This window comes from Helicobacter monodelphidis (assembly GCF_003288845.1).
In the GTDB taxonomy this organism is placed as follows: Bacteria; Campylobacterota; Campylobacteria; order Campylobacterales; family Helicobacteraceae; genus NHYN01.
On record NZ_NHYN01000001.1, the window covers coordinates 1 to 22,725 of the forward strand.

Annotated in this window: 21 protein-coding genes, 1 tRNA gene and 1 pseudogene; 6 read left to right on the forward strand and 17 right to left on the reverse strand. The window is 34.2% G+C overall.

The annotated features are described in order from the left end of the window. Positions 1-199: Eco57I restriction-modification methylase domain-containing protein (locus CCZ01_RS10255; protein WP_181566246.1), on the forward strand; the 199-nt coding region annotated here is incomplete at its 5' end. 64 nt (positions 200-263) lie between these two features. On the opposite strand, the gene CCZ01_RS00010 is transcribed toward CCZ01_RS10255, so the two are convergent. From CCZ01_RS00010 to CCZ01_RS00050, 9 genes are all read right to left on the reverse strand, one after another. Beyond that, the gene (locus CCZ01_RS00010) at positions 264-752 is read right to left on the reverse strand and encodes a hypothetical protein (protein ID WP_112051186.1); all 489 of its coding nucleotides are present in this window, start codon (positions 750-752) and stop codon (positions 264-266) included. Positions 753-763: 11 nt separating this feature from the next. Next, the gene (locus tag CCZ01_RS10775; RefSeq protein ID WP_258436089.1) at positions 764-1,660 is read right to left on the reverse strand and encodes a hypothetical protein; all 897 of its coding nucleotides are present in this window, start codon (positions 1,658-1,660) and stop codon (positions 764-766) included. Then, positions 1,635-1,931 (reverse strand): hypothetical protein, encoded by a 297-nt coding sequence (locus CCZ01_RS00020; protein WP_112051187.1) that lies wholly within the window; start codon positions 1,929-1,931, stop codon positions 1,635-1,637. Before CCZ01_RS00020 ends, CCZ01_RS10775 begins: the two co-directional genes overlap by 26 nt. A gap of 99 nt (positions 1,932-2,030) precedes the next feature. Next, complete coding sequence (locus CCZ01_RS00025) at positions 2,031-2,501, reverse strand: hypothetical protein (RefSeq protein ID WP_112051188.1); 471 nt, start codon at positions 2,499-2,501, stop codon at positions 2,031-2,033. Then, positions 2,498-2,929, reverse strand: a complete 432-nt coding sequence (locus CCZ01_RS00030; protein ID WP_112051189.1) for a M23 family metallopeptidase — start codon at positions 2,927-2,929, stop codon at positions 2,498-2,500. The genes CCZ01_RS00025 and CCZ01_RS00030 overlap by 4 nt, the downstream gene beginning before the upstream one ends. Positions 2,930-3,329: 400 nt before the next feature. Further along, a complete protein-coding gene (locus CCZ01_RS00035) occupies positions 3,330-4,154 on the reverse strand; it encodes a hypothetical protein (protein WP_112051190.1) in 825 nt (274 codons plus the stop codon). Positions 4,155-4,959: 805 nt separating this feature from the next. Next, positions 4,960-5,349 (reverse strand): hypothetical protein, encoded by a 390-nt coding sequence (locus tag CCZ01_RS00040; RefSeq protein WP_112051191.1) that lies wholly within the window; start codon positions 5,347-5,349, stop codon positions 4,960-4,962. 116 nt (positions 5,350-5,465) lie between these two features. After that, positions 5,466-5,918 (reverse strand): hypothetical protein, encoded by a 453-nt coding sequence (locus CCZ01_RS00045; RefSeq protein ID WP_258436093.1) that lies wholly within the window; start codon positions 5,916-5,918, stop codon positions 5,466-5,468. A gap of 10 nt (positions 5,919-5,928) precedes the next feature. Next, positions 5,929-6,150: a hypothetical protein gene (locus CCZ01_RS00050; protein WP_112051192.1), complete on the reverse strand. Its 222-nt coding sequence runs from the start codon at positions 6,148-6,150 to the stop codon at positions 5,929-5,931. A 207-nt stretch (positions 6,151-6,357) separates the two neighbouring features. Here CCZ01_RS00050 and CCZ01_RS00055 point away from each other — a divergent pair, with 207 nt between their 5' ends. Genes CCZ01_RS00055 through CCZ01_RS00065 form a run of 3 tightly spaced genes read left to right on the forward strand, consistent with a single transcriptional unit; the run spans position 6,358 to position 9,696 of the window. Beyond that, positions 6,358-8,499, forward strand: coding sequence for a 6-hydroxymethylpterin diphosphokinase MptE-like protein (locus CCZ01_RS00055; RefSeq protein WP_112051193.1), 2,142 nt, complete (start codon positions 6,358-6,360; stop codon positions 8,497-8,499). Between the two features lie 49 nt (positions 8,500-8,548). Further along, positions 8,549-9,184 (forward strand): LPP20 family lipoprotein, encoded by a 636-nt coding sequence (locus tag CCZ01_RS00060; RefSeq protein ID WP_458692844.1) that lies wholly within the window; start codon positions 8,549-8,551, stop codon positions 9,182-9,184. Positions 9,185-9,186: 2 nt separating this feature from the next. Continuing rightward, positions 9,187-9,696, forward strand: a complete 510-nt coding sequence (locus CCZ01_RS00065; RefSeq protein ID WP_112051194.1) for a hypothetical protein — start codon at positions 9,187-9,189, stop codon at positions 9,694-9,696. A 557-nt stretch (positions 9,697-10,253) separates the two neighbouring features. On the opposite strand, the gene adhP is transcribed toward CCZ01_RS00065, so the two are convergent. From adhP to CCZ01_RS00080, 3 genes are all read right to left on the reverse strand, one after another. Beyond that, on the reverse strand, positions 10,254-11,294 hold the full coding sequence (adhP, locus tag CCZ01_RS00070; RefSeq protein WP_112051195.1) for an alcohol dehydrogenase AdhP: 1,041 nt from the start codon (positions 11,292-11,294) through the stop codon (positions 10,254-10,256). 61 nt (positions 11,295-11,355) lie between these two features. Further along, positions 11,356-12,864 (reverse strand): acetaldehyde dehydrogenase ExaC, encoded by a 1,509-nt coding sequence (gene exaC, locus CCZ01_RS00075; RefSeq protein WP_112051196.1) that lies wholly within the window; start codon positions 12,862-12,864, stop codon positions 11,356-11,358. A 279-nt stretch (positions 12,865-13,143) separates the two neighbouring features. Then, a tRNA-Arg gene (locus tag CCZ01_RS00080) sits at positions 13,144-13,220 on the reverse strand. Positions 13,221-13,393: 173 nt separating this feature from the next. Between CCZ01_RS00080 and selD the strand changes: the two are divergent. After that, a pseudogene (selD, locus tag CCZ01_RS00085) lies at positions 13,394-14,386 on the forward strand (selenide, water dikinase SelD); the annotation flags it as partial. A 10-nt stretch (positions 14,387-14,396) separates the two neighbouring features. Further along, entirely contained in the window at positions 14,397-16,211 is a 1,815-nt protein-coding gene (locus CCZ01_RS00090) for a mechanosensitive ion channel family protein (RefSeq protein WP_112051198.1), read from the forward strand. Positions 16,212-16,273: 62 nt separating this feature from the next. Here CCZ01_RS00090 and ccoG read toward each other — a convergent pair whose 3' ends face one another. From ccoG to CCZ01_RS00115, 5 genes are all read right to left on the reverse strand, one after another. Next, positions 16,274-17,689: a cytochrome c oxidase accessory protein CcoG gene (gene ccoG / locus CCZ01_RS00095; RefSeq protein WP_112051199.1), complete on the reverse strand. Its 1,416-nt coding sequence runs from the start codon at positions 17,687-17,689 to the stop codon at positions 16,274-16,276. Positions 17,690-18,663: 974 nt separating this feature from the next. Continuing rightward, positions 18,664-20,007 carry a TIGR00366 family protein gene (locus tag CCZ01_RS00100; protein ID WP_112051200.1) on the reverse strand — a complete coding sequence of 448 codons (1,344 nt, stop codon included), beginning with the start codon at positions 20,005-20,007 and terminating at the stop codon, positions 18,664-18,666. A gap of 28 nt (positions 20,008-20,035) precedes the next feature. After that, positions 20,036-21,319 carry a GntP family permease gene (locus CCZ01_RS00105; protein WP_112051201.1) on the reverse strand — a complete coding sequence of 428 codons (1,284 nt, stop codon included), beginning with the start codon at positions 21,317-21,319 and terminating at the stop codon, positions 20,036-20,038. 8 nt (positions 21,320-21,327) lie between these two features. Further along, on the reverse strand, positions 21,328-22,092 hold the full coding sequence (locus CCZ01_RS00110) for a 3-hydroxybutyrate dehydrogenase (RefSeq protein ID WP_112051202.1): 765 nt from the start codon (positions 22,090-22,092) through the stop codon (positions 21,328-21,330). 9 nt (positions 22,093-22,101) lie between these two features. Next, entirely contained in the window at positions 22,102-22,722 is a 621-nt protein-coding gene (locus CCZ01_RS00115) for a 3-oxoacid CoA-transferase subunit B (RefSeq protein ID WP_275542663.1), read from the reverse strand. Positions 22,723-22,725 lie beyond the last annotated feature (3 nt).

Consider the following 22,725-nt stretch of genomic DNA (forward strand, 5'->3'; position numbering starts at 1 on the left):
ACAATCTCTAAAAAACAATACACAAAGAATAGGCGTAGAATTAGATTCTCTCACTGCACATTTTGCAAAACAACTCCAACCTAGCACAGAAATATTCCACCAAAACTTTAAAGATTTTGAAGATAGCTTTGGTTTTGACTTAGTTATCGGCAATCCACCTTATGGAAGCACACAGATTGATGGAAAAATGGTGTTTTAAATTTGAAATTATGGTCATATTGCAACTCAAGATTCCAACCATTATCGCTCTTTTTTGCGTATCATTACTCTTGATGATATGTATGAAAAATATTATTATGCAACACCAAATCATCAATCTTGCATTTTGATGGGTGGAGCGTGATAATATCTTCATCTTTTGTTACCTCAATATTGCAAAAATCATTAGCATATTCCATTGAAACCACCTTGATAACTGCTTTTGTCGCAGATTCTATACTTATCACACGCACTAAGCCATAATTCATATCATTTGGCTTTTCTGTGTAAAAATTCACATTCCAATCATCAAAAGCACTACCATTGTATGAATACCCAATCTCGCAATAATTTTCTCCAAATAAGTCCCTATCATTCAATATGCCATCAGACTTTACACAAAAATCATCTATCTTAAATGCTTGCGTTATGTCTTTGCCATTGACATTTGATGTAGAAGTATAGACTTTTCCCTGCCATGATTTGACATATTTGGGTAAATTATCTGCATAAATAAAGCACACCAAAGATACAGCAAATAATAATCGTTTCATTAATCCTCTTTTTATGGTTGTGGTATCACAATATGGTAGCAGCCATTTTCATCAAGCACTTGAGTTATTTTACTGCTTGATATAAGTTTCTCAACTTCACTTTTAAATATTTCTTTAGTTTGTCCTAAAGATGAATGCGGAATATCCACCACATTGACGACATTAAAATCAACACAATGTCTTGATACATTTGAAGCACCAAGTTTATTAATTATATTTGTCATTGCTTGTATAATTTCTTCTTTAGATTTTCCTGCCTTTTTTTGATTCTCGTAAGTATTTAATACCTGCTGACCCGGTGCTTTGTATGTATTTCTTTGTTGTTTCATGCCATTTTGTATGATATTGTTATACATAATTTCAGCTTGCCTTCTAGGCGTTCTAGCGGTGCTACTTATAACAACTCTAGTATAATTGGAATTTTTAGCTATCTTTCTTAAGATATTTTTAGAATGTTCAGAAACTAAACTTATATCTATTCCATTTTGTCCCACAACCTCAATGTTGCTTAAATCCTCCTCCCCATACTCCACCTCCAACCTTACTATCACTCTATCATTTGTATTTATATTATATTCTTTCTTAAGAGTTTCTAATGTATTAAAGAATCTCTTATCATTCTTCCCTATATCTATCCCTCCATTATTTCCATATTTATCTCCTCCATGCAAATAGAAATTCTCTCTTTGTGTGTGAGATTCAGTTGTGTTGCTGCAATCTTTGTCTGTATAGATTCTTGTATTCTTACCAAATGTATTTTCACTAAAGATTGTCCTTCTATCATTTATATCATTGATATTGATATAATAAATCCCTTCTGGAATAGCTCCTTTATCTTTCTCCTTTTGCCAAGCTTTATCAAGACAGAAATAATATGTTGTATTATTTAATAATCCTTTCTCCATCATCAAAAGCATTAAGACTTATAGTTACTTCATTTTTATTTTTCCATTGCACATCAAAGTTTCTATAGCCATAAATCTCACTTTCTTCATTATCAATAGTTTGTGAAATATTTTTCATAGATTCTATGTTTTGTGGGAGATGATAACTCTCAGAAAAACTATTTTTCATTTGTTTATATGCCTCTATGATATTTGTATTTGTAAAATTCTCTTCTATTTCTATTTGTGCAAACAAACTACCATAGCAAAATAATATAATTACTATATAACGCATATATTCTCCTTTATTTTCCATTAAATATATACATTAATTACCATGTTTAATATTCCTATTTGCAATATACTTATCATCAAAAATGATTAAAAAACCAAATTAAATATAATTTTCAGTTATGACCTCTATACCATCTTTTGTTTTTCTATAAGTTTTTTCATAAATACTAAATATTGCATATATTAATTTTATTTCATTCTCATCCATTTTTTCTATAGTTAAATCATAAGATTCTATACAACTACCTAAACGACATTCATCAATACCATGATCTACTTTTACTGAAACATTGTAGTCTTTTTGCCCGTTGAATAAATCTAGTTGCAACATAGCTTGATAAGCCATAGATATACCAATAGAATTTTCTCTGTTTTTTTCTACTTCTCTTTTTATATCATAGAGCAATGCCTCTTTTAGATTTTTTGCATTTTTAATAAGACATTTTTCTATATTACATTCATAGTCATCATCACAAGTCATGCTTTTACTGCATTCTATTTCTATGCTGTTTGCATGTAATTGCACATAAAAGCAAAATATAAGACCAATAGTTAATGCCAACTTTTTCATTTATTGCCTCCAAAAGTATTATTATATCCTTCTTGTAAAATTTCTAGAGGATCGGTTATATCATTTCTTCTTTGAAATGGCAACTTGCTTTTATCTGTTAATTTTCCGATGACATTAGTATCATTACCATTTGTAAAGTATTCAAAATGAAGCATCATCACTTGCCTATTAGGAACAATATTTGGGTGAACACCATTCTCCAACATCAAACCAGCATAGCCAAGCACCTGCCCTTGTTTCACCTTATCTCCTATATTAACTTTTATAGAGTTTTTATCCATTTCTCCATACCTAATAATAAATTTTCCATATTTAGAAGTTTCGTGTAAAATCGTAACTTGGTGTGTTTCAAGATAAAACGCTCTTGTATCAAGAACCTCTCCATTGGCAATAGCTACAATCTCTACATTAGATTTTGGATTTTTAATATTTCTTCCAAAAAGAGAAGATTATAGCATAAAAAGGGTTGAATGATAGTAAAAACCATAAAAGAAAGCGCAAAGCAAACTAGAAACTACAATACCAATGATGATTGGGTTGGTAGATGTTCGATTCTAAGCTTTGCAAGAAATCACAAAAGTGCTTTATAGGGGTTGTGATAAGATACTATAATTAAGATTGTAGTTTGCGATAAGATTCTTGCTTAAGAGGTTTTTGTAACAATGGGGCTTTTGTTGAGGAGAGGCTAATTGTAGGAAGATGATTGTAAGAATCTTTTTATCACTTAAAAAGTATTCGAATAATAACATAATGAAAAATAGGATCACAGCCAAAGAGTATAGAGCCAATAAAGAAACTCTTTAATTTGTGTTCTATCTCGTTGCATATTTACTCCTTTGTTGTGTGTGTTTTAAGTTTTGCAATGTAATCTTTCTTTCCATCTCTCACATACGCATATTTTAAATTTGGGCTGATACCTAGAAAATACAATTTTCTTATATATTCATCATCTATGATTTGAAAATGTCTAGGGTTTTCATTCCATTCTCCATCAAAGTAAAATATATCAAGATTACTTAAGAGGCATTTATCTGCCTCTCCATATTCACAAGAGTTTCCAAAAATAATGCTTTTATCATAGGATTGTAGTGGCACTTGTATAGAATCTGGTGATTGAAATCTTTTTTCCCATTTATCATTATTAATATCATACACATATATTGCCTTGTTTGTAGTGATAAGAAACATCGTCCCTTCCTGCAGTATTGCAGAGAAACCGCACCACTCATCGCTAAATCTCCCTGATATGGTTGTCGTCTCTGCAAAAAGAGTCCTAGTTTGATGACCATACTCACCCTTACTAAAATATAAACTTGTTTTAAATTCTACACCACTGGCATATCCGGGATATACAAAGGGTATTAACAACAATTCAATATTTTGATAACAACCAAGTGTAACATGCATATCTTCTCTATAATCATAAGAGACACGCCACGCATTTGGATAGCTCTGCGGACCCATGCTTTTTATACTCGTTTCTACCATAGCTAAAGATTTTTCTATTTCTTGAAAATTTTCTATCTGTTCTATTGGTGTGATACTCTCTATCTCAAGCGTATGTATGGGCAATTTGCTTAAATCAACAAGATGTTGCTGTTTCGCACAAGCGCTAAATAAAATCATAAATACAAAACTAAATATAAGCTTCATAGACTCCTCCTTTTATGGTATAGGTAAGAACACCATAGCTCCGAGTTGCATTGTTACTCCTTTGTTGTGTGTGTTAAGTGTTGCAATGTAATTATGCTTATTATCTCACATTGCACACCCTGCTTTCATTTGTCTATTCAGCCAAGAGTAATTGTGCCAAGTGGTAAAAATAGGATATAAAAAAATATACAACACACAAAGCAAATCCTGCATATCTTATACCTTTTCTTTACCCAAGAGATAAAACCAATGAGAGATAGTATCGCAAATAGCAAAAATCCACAATACATTCCTATTTGCATGATAGATAAAGTTTGGTTAGATTCTACAAACAATCCATAAAATACGCTTACAGAGTATATAATGGATAGGCTAAAAAATAACATAACAAGAAGTAAGTAATAGCAATATTACTAATATATCTTTCGCAAATGATACTTATGATGCCTAGCAAAAAAATACATATAATTATCCAGAATCCCTCTTGAAACAAAACAAAAAAACCTCTGCTAGATTGAAAAATCATTCCATATAGCATAATGCTTGATACCACAAACCAAAATATAGCGATATATTTTATTGTATTATTTTGTAAGCTAATACTTCTTGCGACAAATATAGCACTGATAATGACACAAAAGATAAGAATTATACTATACAAGCTCATTATAGAATCCTGCATTGTTTGGTAGTAAATAAAAATGGCGTTTTAAATTTGAAATTATGGTCATATTGCAACTCAATATTCCAACCATTATCACATTCCACTTTGGTAGAATCTTGATATTTTATACTTAGGGGAATCTTACCACCATTTTTTTGGTATATCTATCTCTAATAATTTTTTATTTTTTGCATACACATATAAATGTGCTTTTGAGCCAAAAATTAGGGTATTATTATCTTGTATAGTAAAAAAAGAACAAGGGGCCATATCTCGTGCAATTTCTAATGTATTATCCCCTGCAAGATAGAATGAAGAGCCTTTGCAAGAGATGGTATCATAGTTTGTTGTAACTTTTGCACACTGACAATACAAGCTTATCTCTTGTAATGTATCTCTCCAATCCCATAAATAAAATCCTCTCTCTGGTGGTGGTAGAAAATAATTTTCCCTAGCCATATTTTGCAATATGGTCGTATCTGTTTTATTTGTAAGGGTAATAGGGCTTTTAAAATCAATATAAAATCTCATAAGAATTCCTATCCCAAATATCTATGCTTGTCCCTTAAGTGATACTGCTATGATGAATAGGTATATAAGTAGTTTTTTCATTGATCTTCCTTTTATGGTTGTGGTATCACAATATGTCATTCTCCTGTTAGAATCTTTGGATTTTTGAGATTAAAATATTTATTGATTTGTTCCTCTGGCATTCCTATATCTTGCAGAATTTCAGGGGTTTTATCCTTTTGATAAATGATAAAAATATATGGGCTTTGTATATTAGAAATCTCTAATGAGAAATTTCTAAATTGTAGGATTGGACATTCATTGATTGATAAACTTTTGAATGCAGAATCTATGCTATTTTTTTGCAAATACAATTTGGTGCTATAAAGATAATTAGTAAAATCGTCCATCATCACAAAATAATCTTCTTCATTTTGCTTTTTTATCTCTTCAAAATAATGAGAAGATTGTGTGATATAAAACCCACATTTATCACATGAAATTTCACAATTTTTATGGGCAGATTTTAATTCATCTATTCCATACAGATTCAAAAGTAATATTAAAGTTATAATTAAATATTTTATCATTTAGAATCCTTTAAGGTTGGGTTATTTCTATATGAAAACAAGGGGCTTTGTTTATTGTCTCATCAATAATTCTAAAGCCTTGATGATTGCTTTGATATCGTTGTGCTATATTTAAAAAATCATTAGGATTTTTGAGTCTACGCACAGAAATATCAAATACATTTTTCACTTTAGAATCTTGACAATGCTGAAAATATCCTAGAGGAACTAATCGCTCAATTTCTTGTTCCATAGCCTTTATTATATCATTTTTTGATTTATCCTCTTGCCTTTTTATATATTTATAATAATAATTTTAACCAACACCTTTTTCCATTTAATTTTGCTCCATTCTTGAAATAAAAAATACTAAAATATAACTCTGTTATACCTTTTTATTGCTTCTAGGATTCAAAAAAAATTTATGGCAAAAATGTTAAAATCTTAAAAAGGAGTTTTAATGCGTTACGATAGTGAGCTTGATGAATATTTTATTGATAGCAAACAAGATGAAAATATACCCGATTCTTACGCCTTTTTAGAATCTCTACAAAAGGCACAGCAACATTTAAAGGTTGAAAATCAAGGTTTGGGACATTTTTTCAATACCTTAGAAAGTAATAATGAACAAGCTATTGGCGAGGCAATCAATCAACGCATGATTGATAATTTAAACTTCTTTTCTCAGCAATTTCCAGATATGATAAAGTCTCTTTCTAAGACACCTAAAGATTATAATCTTGTTCTTAATGACAAAGGTTTAAATATCGTTAATATCCACGATGGCTCTTTGCTGTATCCAGAAGATGAGAATGGACAATACACAATGGTACAGAGTGCAAAATATTTAAGTGAAAGCCCACTTACTCACCCTTTATGGAAGCTTTACACAAATGATTTACGCATCTCCTATCTTAGCAAAAAAGATTTTCCAATTACAAGTCGTATGCATAATGCACTATGTTATGCAGCAATTCCATTAGGAATTCTCAAAGAAGGAATGCATCTGCCTAGCCGATTCTTACCTACAACAACATTGCTCGGATTAGGAGGCGGCTTAATTCTTGAAGCCATAAGAGAAAGGTTTGATAAAATCCATTCTTTATTTATTTTTGAAGAATCAATTGATTTATTCCGTATTTCTTGCTATTTTGTTGATTACATAGCGTTATTTCAGCAAGTCAACAATAACGCTTGTTATCTGTTTGTAGAATCCTTGCTTAAACAAAGCTTTGTACAAAGCTTTTTTGAACAACGTCGTATCTCTTCAAATTACTTGCGTTTGGAATTAATGCTCTATCAGACACCGACATTACAATCTGTCCAATCTTATGTTAACGAAGCTTACATGACGAATGCACGAGGTTGGGGAACATTTGACGATGAACGAAGGGGACTTGAAAATGCGTTACAAAATATGCAGTGCAAGGAAAAAAAAGAAGGGGTATTCTTGTTAAAGTACCCCTTCTTTAGCTCTGCAAGACGTATTGCTGCACCTTTTTGTGTCGTGGGCAATGGACCTAGTCTTGATTCTTTGCTACCTTTTATTAAAGCAAATAGCGATCGTATGGTTATTTTAAGTAGTGGAACAGCAATTAAACCTCTTCTTAATTATGGCATTAAACCTGATTTTCAAATTGAGATTGAAAGGGTGGATTATCTACATACCGCCTTTGAAGGCTTGAATCTCAGTGGCATTCCGCTTGTCTGTGCCAACCTTGTCAATCCTAAAGTTTTAGAATTATTCGATGAAGTTTTTTTATTTTCGCGCGATGGAAGTTCTGCTGCTGAATTGCATTCACCAAAACTCAAATTATTTGGGGCATCCCCTTTTGTGGGTAATGCATCTGCAGCATTTGCAGCAATGCTAGCAAGTGATGTTATCTTCTGTGGTGTAGATTGTGGGTATATTTTGGGTTATGGTAAACATGCAAAGGGTTCTTTCTATGGTGAAGAAGAAGCAACACTCCCTAAAGATAGCTTTCCTGCAAAACCAAACAAAGACAAGCAAGTATTTTCTGATGCACTTTTTAGCAACTCACGCGAAAATATTGAAGGGGTTTTGAGAATGTTTCAACCAAACACTGCTATCAATTTAGGTGATGGGGCGTTCATACAAGGCACAATTAGTGCAGATAGTAGCGATTTTGTTTTGAAAAAAATTGATAAAAAACATGCCATCAAGGAATTTAAACGTTTATTTACAATCGATTGCAAACAGGCTTTTTTGGAGTCTGTAAAAAATATCTACCAATTTTCTAATATTGATTATTTTGACAACATTATTGATCTTTTTGATGTAAAAGTTGAAACTAAAGAAGATTTATTCAATTTTATTGACCAAACATCAAATCGCATTTGGAATATTAAGAAAGAATCAGCATATTGGGGGATTTTAATGAACGGAAGTATTGCATTTTATGTGCAAATTCTTATGCTTTGTGCTTTAGCAATTCCCTCCAATAATATTGAAAAACTTTTTAATGAAGCGAGGATAATTTATCGCCGTGAAGTTAAATATCTTAAGAAAGTGTATCTCAAAATCCTTGAAGAATACCCATTGCAGGGAAAAAATGTGTCAGATAAAAAAGTGGAACGCTGATTGCTTTAACTCTCTCAACATACCAAAATTAACACAAAGGATGGACACCATGAGAAAGTCATTAGTTTTATTCGCTGCAACGAGTGCGTTTATGTTAGGGGCCACTGCGGCTAATGTTGGAGGTGCTTACCAAACAGCACCAGCAAGCACACCGCAAATTGCACCTTCTGCAGGAATTCAGCAACCAATCAACAATAATGTAAGGACTACAATGCCTATTGAAACTGTGCAAAGCACAACAACAATTCAATCAGCACCATTGTATCCGGATAGGAACTCTTATCGATCACGCGATGTGAATGAGGTTTCAACTGATGAATATGTGATTCCAAATGCACCTAAAATTGCTCCATCAAGTATGATCGAGTTGACAGCTGTGGGGCTTGGGGTTCCACCAGAGAATACTTCAACTCCTGCACAAGCGATGGCTTTAGCAAAAAGGGCGGCAATTGTTGATGCATATCGCCAAATTGGGGAAAAAATGTATGGTATTAGAGTGAATGCACAAGATACTGTTCGCGATGTGATGGTTAAAAATTCGACTGTAAAAACAAAAGTGCTTGCGGTAATTCGTAATGCAGAGATCATCGAGACAGTTTATGATGGTGGGCTTTGTCAAGTTAGTATGGAACTTAAGCTTGACGGAAAACGATGGTATAGAATCTTGAGTGGCGAAGAATTCTGAAAGTGAATCTTTGGAAATTTATCTCCCTCAAGGGGGGATTCTTACTATCTATAGTATTAATACTTGGGGGTTGCTTTGTTAAAGAAGCACCTCGTGCTTTAGTGCAAGAAATTCCATACCATATTCTCCTTATTACTCCTGAAGTTAGATTTGCTGATATGGGCTTTGTAAAGCAATATGAAAATAAGGTAAATCTTGAATTGTATGCATTAGGTAAAGCACTCTATAAAATTGAAATAGAAAAATCGCAAATTTGTGTACAAGATTCTTGCTACAATAAATCTCTGTTTATCCAAAAACTTTTTGGCGATGATGTGCAAGATACAATTTTAGAGGAAATTCTTATCGGAAAAGATATTTTTAATGGAAAAAATAAATATATGAAAAATGGAATAACCATTCAAGAATTTAAAGACTATGGGAATGTTGTTCTCTATATTCGAGACGAAAATAAAATTAGTTTTTCTGATAAAAAAAGAAAGATTCGTATTGTTCTGGAATCCAAAATGTAAGTTACAGATGTAATCAGTTTACCTGCGTTATAACCTATCAAATATTCAAGGAAAACCATTGCGAAAAACTAGAAATGTAATAAAATATTAAAAAGGAGCTAAAAAGCTTAAGTGTGCGGGGCGCCTTAAATCTCTATCCATACCCAACAAAGCTTCTCAATTTTTTACAGAGATTCACCGCATGAATGGCTATTGTATAGCTACCTGAATTGACATACAAAGAGGTATTGTTCTTTTTTGATGCCATTCTTGCTTTATTGGTAAAATTAAGTTAACCCGAAACAACCAAAATCTTTTTTATCTTATGCAAGATTATCATTGTTTGAGCTATATTTTATCCTTCTATTATAAAATATTAATAAAAATAATTGTTTTTAATGATACATTTAGCCCCTCTGCACAAAACAGAGGGTACTTGAGGTATATTTCTCCTTTTGTAAGAGGGCAAGTAGTGTCCAATATTGATCACTATACGACTAACCCCTTTTTTTGCAACATTTTCAATCAAAATTTAAAAAGGATACGCAACCCCCTATATTCATAAACATCTCTAAGCATCACTTCCTAAAATCAAGCACCATACGCCCATCAATCTTACCTTCTTTCATTCGCTTGAATACATCATTAATATCCTCAAGCTTTGCTGGAGCAACATGAGCTTTTACTTTTTGTTCTTCAGCAAAATTGATGGCCTCTTGTAAATCCAACCTTGTTCCCACAATTGAACCACGAATCGTTATACCATTGAGAATCATATTAAAAATATTGACAGGAAATTCACCCGGCGGTAAGCCATTTAGTGCAACTGTTCCACCGCGTCTAACAACTCCAACAGCTTGCTTGAAAGCGATTGGATGCACAGCAGTAACAAGAACGCCATGTGTCCCACCATTTGTTTCTTCAATGATTTTATCAATCGTGCCTTGTTCTCCTAATTCTTTCGCATTAGCAACAACGCTTGCACCGTATTTTTTCGCCAATTCAAGCTTATCATCAGCAACATCAATTGCTACAACATTTAATCCCATCGCCTTTGCATACTGCACCGCTAAATGTCCTAATCCACCAATTCCGGATATAGCCACCCATTGTCCCGGTCTTGCCTCTGTCATTTTTAGTCCTTTGTAAACCGTTACTCCGGCACAAAGAATGGGTGCAATACTTAAGAAGTTTGTATCTTTTCTTAAAATCCCTACATAATTGGCATCTGCAAGTGCATATTCAGCAAACCCTCCATTTACAGAATACCCGCCATTTTGTTGACTCTCACAAAGTGTTTCCCAACCCGCCATACAATGTTCACAATGTCCGCAAGCACTATAAAGCCAAGGAATTCCAACAGCATCACCTTCTTTAATATGCGTTACACCCTCGCCAACTTCAACAACATATCCAACACCTTCATGTCCTGGAATTAGCGGAAGTTTAGGCTTAACAGGCCAATCACCATCAACTGCATGTAAATCAGTATGACACACACCGCATGCTTCAATTTTAACCAAAACCTGTCCTTTACCAACTTTAGGAACTTCTACTTCCTCAACAAACAAAGGTCCTCCAAAGTTTTTTACAATCGCTGCTTTCATCTTTTTTGCCATAAAAACTCCTTTTATTATACTAGCTCCACACGGAAGCAAATCCTAAGAAAAATTAAGATTTCTAAAAAAATCCGAGCTTGTTAGGTGAATAACTTACTAAGATATTCTTTGTTTGCTGGTAATGCTCTAACATCATCTTATGTGTTTCGCGCCCAACACCACTCTGCTTATAGCCACCAAATGCAGCATGTGCTGGATAAGCATGATAGCAATTTGTCCAAACACGTCCTGCTTTAATTCCGCGCCCAAAACGATAAGCACGATTTATGTCTCTTGTCCAAATTCCACTTCCTAAACCATAAATCGTATCATTTGCAATTTCTAACGCTTCTGCCTCATCTTTAAAAGTTGTTACAGCCAATACAGGACCAAAAATCTCCTCTTGAAATATTCTCATTTTATTATTCCCTTTGAAAATAGTTGGTTTAATATAACAACCATTAGCAAGATCCCCGCCCAAGTGATTTCTCTCTCCACCAATAAGGCACTGCGCCCCTTCTTCTTTACCAATCTTAATGTAATTCATAATTGTATTTATTTGATTCTCATCAACTTGTGCACCCATCATTGTTGTTGGGTCGAGTGGATTACCAATTTTAACTGCCTCTACGCGTTTAAGCACTTTTTCCATAAATTTATCATAGATCTTTTCATGAATCAATGCACGACTAGGGCATGTGCACACCTCACCTTGATTAAATGCAAATAAAACTAAGCCTTCAATCGCCTTGTCTATAAATGAATCCTCATAATCAAAAATATCAGAGAAGAATATGTTGGGCGATTTTCCGCCGAGTTCTAATGTGCAAGGGATAATATTTTCCGTAGCAAACTGCATAATCTGACGCCCAACACTTGTTGAACCCGTAAATGCAACCTTTGCAATTTTAGGACTTGTAGCAAGATATTTACCAATTTTTGCACCGCTTCCATTTACAATATTTACAACCCCTGCAGGAAGTAAGTCGCCAATCACATCAAAAAGCACTAAGATACTCGCCGGAGTTGCTGAGGCAGGCTTTAAAATAATGCAATTTCCTGCTGCAAGTGCTGGTGCAAGTTTCCATGCTGCCATAAGAATTGGAAAATTCCAAGGGATAATCTGTCCAACAACACCTAATGGCTCGTGAAAGTGATATGCTACGGTATCACTACTTATATCACTAATTGCACCTTCTTGTGCACGAATACAACCTGCAAAATACCGAAAGTGATCAGCGGATAAAGGAATATCTGCTGCCATTGTTTCACGAATGGGCTTACCATTATCCCAAGTCTCTGCATGTGCAATAAGCTCAAGATTTTCTTCAATTCTATCAGCAATTTTTAACAAAATTCTTGAACGTTCCTCAACGCTTGTATTTGCCCAAGCATCTTTTGCTTTGTGTGCTATATCTAGTGCACTTTCAATATCCTTTTCAGTTGAAAGTGGCACTTCACATAAAACCTGCCCATTAATAGGACTCTTATTTTGAGCATATTTACCTTCAATGGGTGCAACCCATTTTCCTCCGATATAGTTTTCATAACGAGATTTGAAAATTTTACCGCTCTCCGTATATGGACTCATGTTACGCTCCTTTTTTGTAAAAATTTTGCAAATATTTTGCATAAAATGAATATACCACGAACACAGCTAATATTCTTTTTAAATAAGAAAATAATTGTTTTTTTTATTTTTTATGTTACTTTTAGAAACAAGACAAACAAATTTGATACTAACCAACAAAATATTTATTTATTTGAAGTTTTAACTATCGCTGTTGAAGTTTTAACGCTATAAACAATATTGAACTATTTCAATAAAGGAGAGGATTTGCATTTTTGTGAAGAATCTACTCTTTTTAAATGGTATGCCCAGAGGGATTCAAACCCCCGACCTACAGGACCGCAACCTGTTGCTCTATTCAGCTGAGCTATGGACACACAAAATTCAAGAGTTCAAATTCTAACATTTTAACCTTTAAAGATCTTAAAAATGTCCATAAAAAATTCAAATTTATGCTATGATACCAAAAAATTTTAGGGCAAAGGTAACAATGAATAAAAATAAACTCACACAATTTGTGTGTGTGGCAGGTTGAGCAGGAAAAGTAGGTCCGGGTGATCTCTCACAAATTGCCTCGCTAAACCCAAAGAGACATACAGATTTATTAGTTGGTTTTGAAAACAACGATGATGCGGCAGTTATCCAGTTAACTGATGAAATTGCCACTCTGATGACAGCAGATTTTATTACTCCTGTCGTTGATGATCCTTTCATTTATGGACAAATTGCAGCAGCAAACGCCCTGAGCGATATTTTTGCAATGGGTGGTGAAGCTAAGAATGTATTAAACCTCCTAATGTGGGATTCCCAACATATCTCTAAAGAGGAATTACAAGAAATTCTTAGAGGTGGCTTAGATAAAACTGAAGAAGCAGGGGCAATTCTTGTCGGTGGACACACGATTGAAGATAGAGAACAAAAATACGGATTGAGTGTAATGGGCATTGCCCACCCTAAACATTTTTGGAAAAACAATACTCCAAAAATAGGTGATTCTCTCATTCTAACTAAACCATTAGGGAGTGGCATTCTCACAACAGCTATTAAAGCAGGAATGGCATCGCCACAAACTACACAAAAAATTGCTAATATTATGTCAGAGCTAAACCTACAAGCAAAGAGAGTCGCACAAAATTTTGACATTCATGCCTGTACAGACATTACAGGATTTGGGCTTATCGGGCATACTTTAGAAATGCTAGGTGGATTAACCCCCCATTCAAGAGAATATTCAGCTCTTTTCTTTAGCGGAGAAATTCCCATTGTGCAAGAGGCTATAGAATTTATGGAAATGGGCATTATTCCTGGTGGAAGCTATAAAAACAAAGATACATTTTTGCCTTTTGTGGAGTTTAAAAGTAATTGTGCCAAAGAACAATCTTTACTTTTTTTTGATGCTCAAACTTCAGGAGGTTTACTATTTGCCTTACAGCATTCACAATCTATAAAACTTGTTGATTCTTTGCAAAAACAGGGTATTCAAGCTAAAATTATAGGTGAAATCATACCTTTTAACAAAACATATCCCATCATCTTAGGTTAAAGGAAATTAAATGAAGACAATCCTTATATTTTTATGTTTTTTTTGTTTACAGCTGAAAGCTACCAATAGTGAATATGATTTTGTTGATTTATTTCTCATTGCAACACAAATTCAGGAAGTCAATCAACAAATCAATATATTCCAAGAAAAATCCGACAAAAATAAACTTCTAAGTGCTGAAGAGAGCAAAAAGAAATTATTAGAAAAAATCCCGCAAGTTTTAGAAATTTCATCTGAAAAACTCCAAATCTTAGAGATTGCCATCAATAAAGGTATTGCTGACAATAAGCAAAAACAGGCTGAATACGAACAAAGCAATAAACTTGCATTACTTGTGCAAACAAAGATCGAATTTTTAGAATTACAAACTGATAAGATTATATATGAATGGGTAAAGAAATTCCAAGAAATCCGCCAAAATCATTATAACGCTGACGAAAAACTACAACTAGCTATTCAAGAAACTTTAAGATCATTGCAATCTTTAGATGTGGCAGATATTATTTTTGGGTTAGAACAACTGAATGAACCTGCGAGACTCAAGCAACTTTTTGAAGAATCGCAAATAAAAATCAAAACTTATGAAGATATTCTAAAATATACACAAGAACATACCTCCATTATTTTAGATAATTATTTGACTGAAGTTTTCCAAATTCAAAATCTCATTCAATGGTTAAATCAATATTATTCATTCTCATTTTGGCGACTTGATTTTGGTAAAGCAATTCTTTGTGTGTTCACCCTTATCCTTTTTTGGTCATTTAGACATCTTTTAGCCTTTGGAACATTCAAAATAATATCTTTAATTTTTGGATATCAAGAAAGCAAACAAATAGTTGTATCAGCCATCATTCGTCCCATTACTTGGTTTTTGTTTTTTAATGGCTTTGATTTATCGCTTGATATTATCTATTTTCCTTCCTCGCCACCTGATTTTTTTGGTAAATCGTTTGATGTGATTTATATTGTGAATGCAGCATGGTTTTGTATTACCTTATTAGAGTGCTATGGAACATTATTGCTAAGTAATATCAACAAAAGGAAGAGTGATTTATTTAGAAAAGAGGTTGTAAATTTAATTTTAAAATTTTTAGATTTCACCGTTATTACCATTGCCCTTTTAATTATCCTTGCACGTCTAGGATTTAATATTTCAGCCCTTATTGCCTCTCTTGGAATTGGTGGCTTAGCTGTTGCATTAGCTGCAAAAGATATATTAGCAAACTTCTTTGCTTCGGTAATGTTACTATTTGATAATGCTTTTTCGCAAGGAGATTGGATTGTATGCGGTAATGTTGAAGGCACTGTTGTAGAGATTGGATTAAGACGAACAACTGTTAGAACAACAGATAACGCTCTTTTGTTTGTGCCAAATTCTAAACTCGCTAATGAATCCATTAGAAACTGGAATCGGCGGGAAATGGGCAGGAGAATTCGTATGATTATTGGACTAACTTATGATTCCCCTAAACATAAAATTCAAGAGTGTGTTCAAGATATTCGCACAATGCTACTTAATCACCCTCAAATCGCTAAGGCAAAAGATATCCCACAGGAAGATATTTCTTATCTCAAGCAAGATATTGTTTCTATGCATGACTTGAAGGGATATAAGGCAAATTTGGTTGTTTGTGTTGATGAGCTTGCGGATTCATCAATTAATATTCTTGTACATTGTTTCAGTATTTCTATTTCATGGTCAGAATGGTTAAGCACAAAAGAAAGTGTAATTTTAGGGATTATGGATATTGTTGAAAAACATGGTTTAAGCTTTGCATTTCCGTCTCAAAGTGTTTATATTGAATCAACACCCAAAGCATAAAGGTGGAAATTTAGAAGGGTTCAGTCAATAAAATTGATTTATTATCGACTGAATATGTAGCTTTATTTTTTTATGTAAGGGTAGGTAAAGATAATTTCCCGTTGAATGGAAATTGTGGGATCATCTTCAGCAAATGCATGAATATTAAGCAAGATAGCAGTGTCTTTATTTTCTGCCGTTGATAAATTCTCCTTTGTACTTAATGTTACAATCATTTTGCTTTTCTCTCCTGGTTGCAATAAAATACCTTTTTTAGGCCGTTTGATATAAATATCTGCATGATCCACTTCAAAATAATAGGTATGGGGTACAGGACTTGTATTTTGAAATAAGAATGAGTAGGAATTATCCACACTCCCATCACTTTTAATACTGTATCTCTCTGAAAATGTATTAATATTTAATAACATATTCTCCTTTTTGCTGCCCATAATCAGCAAACTCACAAAGACGATTGCTAAGACAATAAGATAGCCTGTTGTGCGAAAGCGAAAATAATTGACTTTATTGCGCGTTTCCACCATATCCATAGATGTCCAACCAATTAAAGAAACCTTACCTAATTTACCCATCACCTTTACACATGCATCCGCACATTCCAGGCAATTAATACATTCTAGCTGCAAACCTTTACGAATGTCGATATGTGTTGGACAAACTTTCACACATGCTTCGCAACCTGTACACTCCGCCTGAGGTGTTTCTGGCTTTTTCCACATTTTAACACCACTTGAATTATAAACCTCTCCGCCACGCTTATAATCATACACTGTCATAATCGTATCTTTATCGTAAAGCACAGATTGCACACGGCAATAAGGACACATGTAAGCACAGAATTTTTCACCAATTAAACTCACTTCAAAGAAAATTGCAGCGGTGATACAGGCCAAGAAAGTCAACAAAATAGTATGGTCGGCCAATGGTTCTTGAAAAAGATAGGTAAAAAAATCTTGAGGTGGAACAAAATACCACATAAAATTTGAAGCAATAAGTAAAGATAAGCAAAACCAAATACCTAAAGCGATTGCCTTTTTGATTTGGTTTAAAAAAAGGCTCAGATCAGGATTTTGTTGCTTGTTATCAATTCTCTTGCGTAATTTAAGGATTTTTGTTTCAATTAAATCACGAAAAATGACACGAAAAATTGTCTGTGGACAAGCCCAACCACAAAAAACTCGCCCTGCAAGTGTTGTCATAAAAAAAATTCCCAAAAAAAGCAGAATAAGAAAAAAAGGCATCAGATAAAACTCTTGCATATCAAATACAATTCCAAAAATATGTAATTGTTTATGATCAAAAGAAAGCAAGAAAATATGTCCATTATTTTCACCTAGTGTAATAAAAGGTAAAATCAGTAGTACAATTGTTACAGCACTATACATCAAATAACGTCTTTTGCGATAAATCACGCCATTAAAATTACTGCAAGCAGCCACAGATGATGGTATTTCTTGAGTTGCATCAGAATTTGCCATACTCTCTCCTTAAGATGAATTACAGAATACAAAACGTATATTATCAACAATATTACTAAAAACAACCTGAAAAAATATGCTTTTTGTACAGCACAATGTTAGGCTTTTAAGAAAACAGATAAAAACATTCTCGCATATGTTAACATACATCACAAACTAACATAACAATTGTTCTATCCTTCTTGCTTTGAAGAATATATCAGCAATCTTTGATTATACTTTTACCTTCGAAAAGTATAATCCTTTAAGTATCTAAAAGTCTCTTATAAAGTCTTTTTTTGCAAGTTCTATGATTTTATCGTCGATTTTCTTCTCTAAAAATGCGTTAAAAGATTCTCTCAAATGATTATTTAAATTATTAAGAAATTCATTATCACTAGAGTTGAAAATTGTTTGCTTGAAAGATTCGGAAAATAATTTATTTTGTTTGAGTTTGCTTTCAAACTCTTGTCTTGCTTCAGAAAAAAAGCTCTTTTTTTAGGCTTAATTACTTATGAAAGATTTCTTTTTGTATTTTATTTTGGGTATTTGTGTTAGAGTGGAATTGTTGATTATTTAAGAGAACATCATCAGCTTTTGACTGCTTTGACACCGACTTATTTGTAAAAGCAACATCGTCTCCTGTCTGTTGCTTATCTAATATTTTAGAAGTGTTTTTTCAATATTTGGTATATACTTACAAAAAGGATTAGGAAACAATACAAATATTTTCCCAAGCCAAATTCAAGAATTTCCATTGTTAGGTTTCCCTCTATCAAAATAACAAGAGATTGTAGATTCTATAAAGACTCAAATTGATAAAGAAGATGAAATTGATGATATAATCAAACTCAAGAAGTGAAGGGTGAAAATGACTATCAAATATGGGTTAAAGGCAAAAAATTGCTTTGATAAAGTCAGAATTGAAAAGATTCCCCATGTAATATCATAGAGAATCTTTATCATTGAAATTTATGCTATCAATAGCACAGACTTTAGAAAAAATACAATGCAATGATAAAAATCGGCACAGAAAAAATCAATGCCGTGATACAATACCCCATGATGTCTCGCACGCCAAGCCCGGCGATAGCAAGTGCTGGTAATGCCCAAAATGGTTGAGCCATATTCGCCCATTGTTCACCATAGGCGATAGCCATTGTGGCTTTACCCAAATCCGCTCCTAGCTCTTTTGCCGCTTCAAGCACAAAAGGTCCTTGTATTACCCAATGCCCTCCACCACTAGGCACAGCGAAATTTATCGCAGCAGAGCTGAAAAATGCCCACACAGCGAAATTATCTTTGTTTGCTATATCGATAAAAAAATCTGTGATGATTCCACCTAATCCAGAATCTTCCATCATTAATGCAATGGCTGCGTAGAATGGGAATTGCACGAGAATCCCAGCGGTGCTACTTGCCGCAGTTTTTACCGCACGCATATATGCCATTGGTGTTTTATGTAGGAGCATTCCGCTTAGTAAAAAGATAAGATTCACACTATTGATATTTAATCCCGCAAAGCCCTTTTGTGAAAAGTAATTAAAGAGATATATAACTCCGAGTGCAACAATGATGAGAGTTAAGAATCTACTTTCTTCGATTTTGAGTGCGGGTGGAGCGTCTTTTGGCACTTCTCTTTGATAGTTTGGTTCTTCAGCTAAAAGTTGTGGGTCGATTGGTTTTGGTTCTTTTGGCACCATATACATTACTAAAATTGGCATACAAATAAGCAAAGCAAGAATTACAAAGCCATTATACCAAGTGAAAATCGTCTCTGTAACCGGGATAGGATTCCCATCAAGATAGCCCTTCACGATGATATTTGAGGCATCAGAGGCAGAGAGAGGCATTGAGCCACTAAGCCCACCACCCCAAGTCATAAAGCCAATATACGCACAAGCAATGAGTAAGCCATAATCTACGGCTTTAAGATTGCGTGCGATTTGCTTAGCAAATAATGCTCCAATGACGAGTCCAAATCCCCAATTTATTGCAGAGGCAAGTCCACCAAAGAAACATACCAATGCCACACCTTGTTTAGGAGTCTTCGCAAATGAGGCAATATATTTTAACCCTCGCTTGACTGGCTCACTGCTTGCTAATGCGAATCCTGTAACGACAATCATTGCCATTTGCGTGGTGAAAGCAAGGAGATTCCAAAAACCATCACCCCAGAATCCTGCCATTGCAAGAAAGGCATTTTGTCCCTCTTTTGGTGGTAAGATAAAATACCCCCATACAAAAACAATAATACTTAAGAGTATCGCAAAAACGAGTGGGTCCGGTAGGTATCGATTGACGACCCGCACCATAAATAAACTTAATTTCCCAATCATAATTTTTCCTTTATCAAAAATACAAATCTTAGTAGATTCCAAAATACGCTACAATTAAACCAACTATTAATGCAATGATAGGTATAATCACCGCTACTACACAAATATCCAAATAGCTTTTTTTATGACTCATACCTGTGATGACAAGCAGTGTCAAAACCGCACCATTATGTGGGAGTGCATCAAGCCCACCTGAAGAGATAGAGGCTACTCTATGTAAAAGCTCTAAAGAAATATTTTGATTAAGTGCGATTTCTTTATATTGTGCACCTAAAGCTTCAAGTGCGATACCCATACCACCAGAAGCTGAACCGGTTGCTCCTGCAAGGAGATTAACAGCTATGGCTTCAGAAATGAGTGGATTACCTTTCACGCCTAAGAGTAAGTCTGTTAGTGTGTGAAAGCCCGGAACTGCTTTAACAACAGAACCAAAACCTACCGCAGCTGAAGTATTAATAATAGCTATAATAGAGCCTTGTGCTCCAGCATTGATGGCTTTGATAAAATCTTTAAAACGATGAATGTTTAATATAAGAATCGCAAGAATCCCACATAATAAAGCATTAATGATTTCAATAGAAAAAACATTAAGCAAGATAACTACGCAAAGAAGAGGGAGTAAAGAAAGTATAAAATTTGGCACTTTTTCATCAATAATTCCTTTATGTTCCCCATCTGGTTCATCATAGAATTCTCCCAATTTCTTAAAATATTCTTCTCGATATTTGAGATAGAAGTAGCCACCAACCAACATAATTAAACTCGCAATGATTCCCATAATAGGTGCTGCCATTGGCGTAGTGTCAAAATATTTCATTGGAATGAGATTTTGAATCTGTGGGCTTCCAGGCAAAGCAGACATAGTGAATGTAAAAGCCCCAAGTGCTATGGTAGGAGGGATTAACCTTCTTGCAATATTTGCTCTTTTAAATAAAGATAAAGCTAAAGGATACACAGCAAACACTACAACAAAAAGGCTTACACCTCCATAAGTCAAAATGGCAGCTGCGAGGATAATGCCTAAAATAGCCCTTTTTTCTCCAAGTATTTTGCCTATCATCATTGAGACAGAACTCGCCATAGAAGTAACTTCCATAAGTTTACCAAAAATTGCTCCTAGCATAAAAACAGGAAACCATTGTTTAGCAAAATCAACAAAACCACTCATATATACATTTGTATAACTATCAAACAAATCAAGCCCACCGCCAAGAGCTACTATTCCCGCAGCTATTGGGGCAACCCATACTATCGACCAACCAAAATAAGCCAATATCATAAGCACAATCAAACCAAGAATTATACCTGTCATATTGTTCCTTATTGTGCTGTATAGCCCGCGTCAATCACCATATTTTGTCCAGTGATATGCTTTGCACTTTGGGAGGCGAGGAATAGTGCCATTGAGGCAATATCATTAATATCAATTAGTTGTTTTTGAGGAATAAGGGGGAAAAGAACTTCATCTAAAACTTGCTCCAAGCTTACCCCTCTAGTATGAGCTAAATCTTGCATTTGCCCCCTTACTAATGGTGTGTCTATATAGCCCGGACAAATTGTGTTTGCAGTGATACCAAAAGTAGCACACTCAAGAGCAGTAACTTTCGTTAGTCCTATCAAGCCATGTTTTGCACTATTATAAGCAGCCTTACCGGCAAAGCCTATTAAACCATTTATGGAAGCCATATTGATAATGCGTCCAAATGATTGATTTTTCATTATAGGCAAGACATATTTTGTGCTATAAAATGCCCCAAAGAGCATTATTTGAATCATTTTCTCAAACTTCACCGATGGAAAATCCTCGATTTTAGCCACATATTGCAATCCAGCATTATTAATCAACACATCGATTCGCCCAAAATGTTCATAGCTTTTATTGATGAGGTTTGCAACTTCTTCTTCCTTGCTCACATCACATTGTATGCCTAACACTTCATCTTGTGGATAATTTGCTATGGCATTATGTAAAGCTTCTTGATTAATATCCGTAAAAACTACTCTATAACTATTCGAATAAAAGTGCTGTGCGATATTTAATCCAATACCACTAGCACTTCCTGTGATAACGGCAACTTTTTTCACTACTTTTCCTTATAATGCTATTTCAAAATTTGCTTCAGTGTTTGCCTTGATTTCTTCCAAGCTCGATCCTTCTTGCACTTCAATAAGCTTCAACTTACCATTTTCAAAACTGAAAACTCCAAGTTCAGTAATAACCATATCTACGCAAGATTTTCCTGTAAGTGGAAGTGTGCATTGCTTTTTAAGTTTGCTATTACCATTTTTATCAGTATGCTCCATTGTAATAATGACTTTTTTCACACCATTGACTAAGTCCATAGCACCACCCATTCCAGGCACTAATTTACCCGGGATAATCCAATTTGCAAGATTCCCGCTCTCATCGACTTCTAGCGCACCTAGCACGGTAATATCCACATGTCCACCACGAATAAGACTAAAACTAAATGCAGAGTCAAAGAACATTCCACCTTCCATTATGCTTGAAGCCTGTCCTCCCGCATTCGTAATACGAGGATTTTTCTCTGTAGGAGTCGCTCCCATACCTAGCATTCCATTTTCCGATTGCAAAATGATATTCACACCTTTTGGGATATAGTTGCTTGCTTGCACCGGCATACCAATGCCAAGATTGATTAAATCTCCATCTTTAAACTCTTTTGCCACGCGTTTAACGATAGTTTCAACAATTTG

Bases quoted from the DNA above. Each gene is read 5' to 3' on its own strand.
- adhP (WP_112051195.1), bottom strand. From the start codon at position 11,294: ATGGCAAAAAAGATGAAAGCAGCGATTGTAAAAAACTTTGGAGGACCT.
- ccoG (WP_112051199.1), bottom strand. From the start codon at position 17,689: ATGGCAAATTCTGATGCAACTCAAGAAATACCATCATCTGTGGCTGCT.
- CCZ01_RS00060 (WP_458692844.1), top strand. From the start codon at position 8,549: ATGAGAAAGTCATTAGTTTTATTCGCTGCAACGAGTGCGTTTATGTTA.
- CCZ01_RS00055 (WP_112051193.1), top strand. From the start codon at position 6,358: ATGCGTTACGATAGTGAGCTTGATGAATATTTTATTGATAGCAAACAA.
- CCZ01_RS00050 (WP_112051192.1), bottom strand. From the start codon at position 6,150: ATGGAACAAGAAATTGAGCGATTAGTTCCTCTAGGATATTTTCAGCAT.
- CCZ01_RS00105 (WP_112051201.1), bottom strand. From the start codon at position 21,319: ATGACAGGTATAATTCTTGGTTTGATTGTGCTTATGATATTGGCTTAT.
- CCZ01_RS00090 (WP_112051198.1), top strand. From the start codon at position 14,397: ATGAAGACAATCCTTATATTTTTATGTTTTTTTTGTTTACAGCTGAAA.
- CCZ01_RS00045 (WP_258436093.1), bottom strand. From the start codon at position 5,918: ATGATAAAATATTTAATTATAACTTTAATATTACTTTTGAATCTGTAT.
- CCZ01_RS00035 (WP_112051190.1), bottom strand. From the start codon at position 4,154: ATGAAGCTTATATTTAGTTTTGTATTTATGATTTTATTTAGCGCTTGT.
- exaC (WP_112051196.1), bottom strand. From the start codon at position 12,864: ATGAGTCCATATACGGAGAGCGGTAAAATTTTCAAATCTCGTTATGAA.
- CCZ01_RS00020 (WP_112051187.1), bottom strand. From the start codon at position 1,931: ATGCGTTATATAGTAATTATATTATTTTGCTATGGTAGTTTGTTTGCA.
- CCZ01_RS10775 (WP_258436089.1), bottom strand. From the start codon at position 1,660: ATGATGGAGAAAGGATTATTAAATAATACAACATATTATTTCTGTCTT.
- CCZ01_RS00010 (WP_112051186.1), bottom strand. From the start codon at position 752: ATGAAACGATTATTATTTGCTGTATCTTTGGTGTGCTTTATTTATGCA.
- CCZ01_RS00025 (WP_112051188.1), bottom strand. From the start codon at position 2,501: ATGAAAAAGTTGGCATTAACTATTGGTCTTATATTTTGCTTTTATGTG.
- CCZ01_RS00100 (WP_112051200.1), bottom strand. From the start codon at position 20,007: ATGATTGGGAAATTAAGTTTATTTATGGTGCGGGTCGTCAATCGATAC.
- CCZ01_RS00040 (WP_112051191.1), bottom strand. From the start codon at position 5,349: ATGAGATTTTATATTGATTTTAAAAGCCCTATTACCCTTACAAATAAA.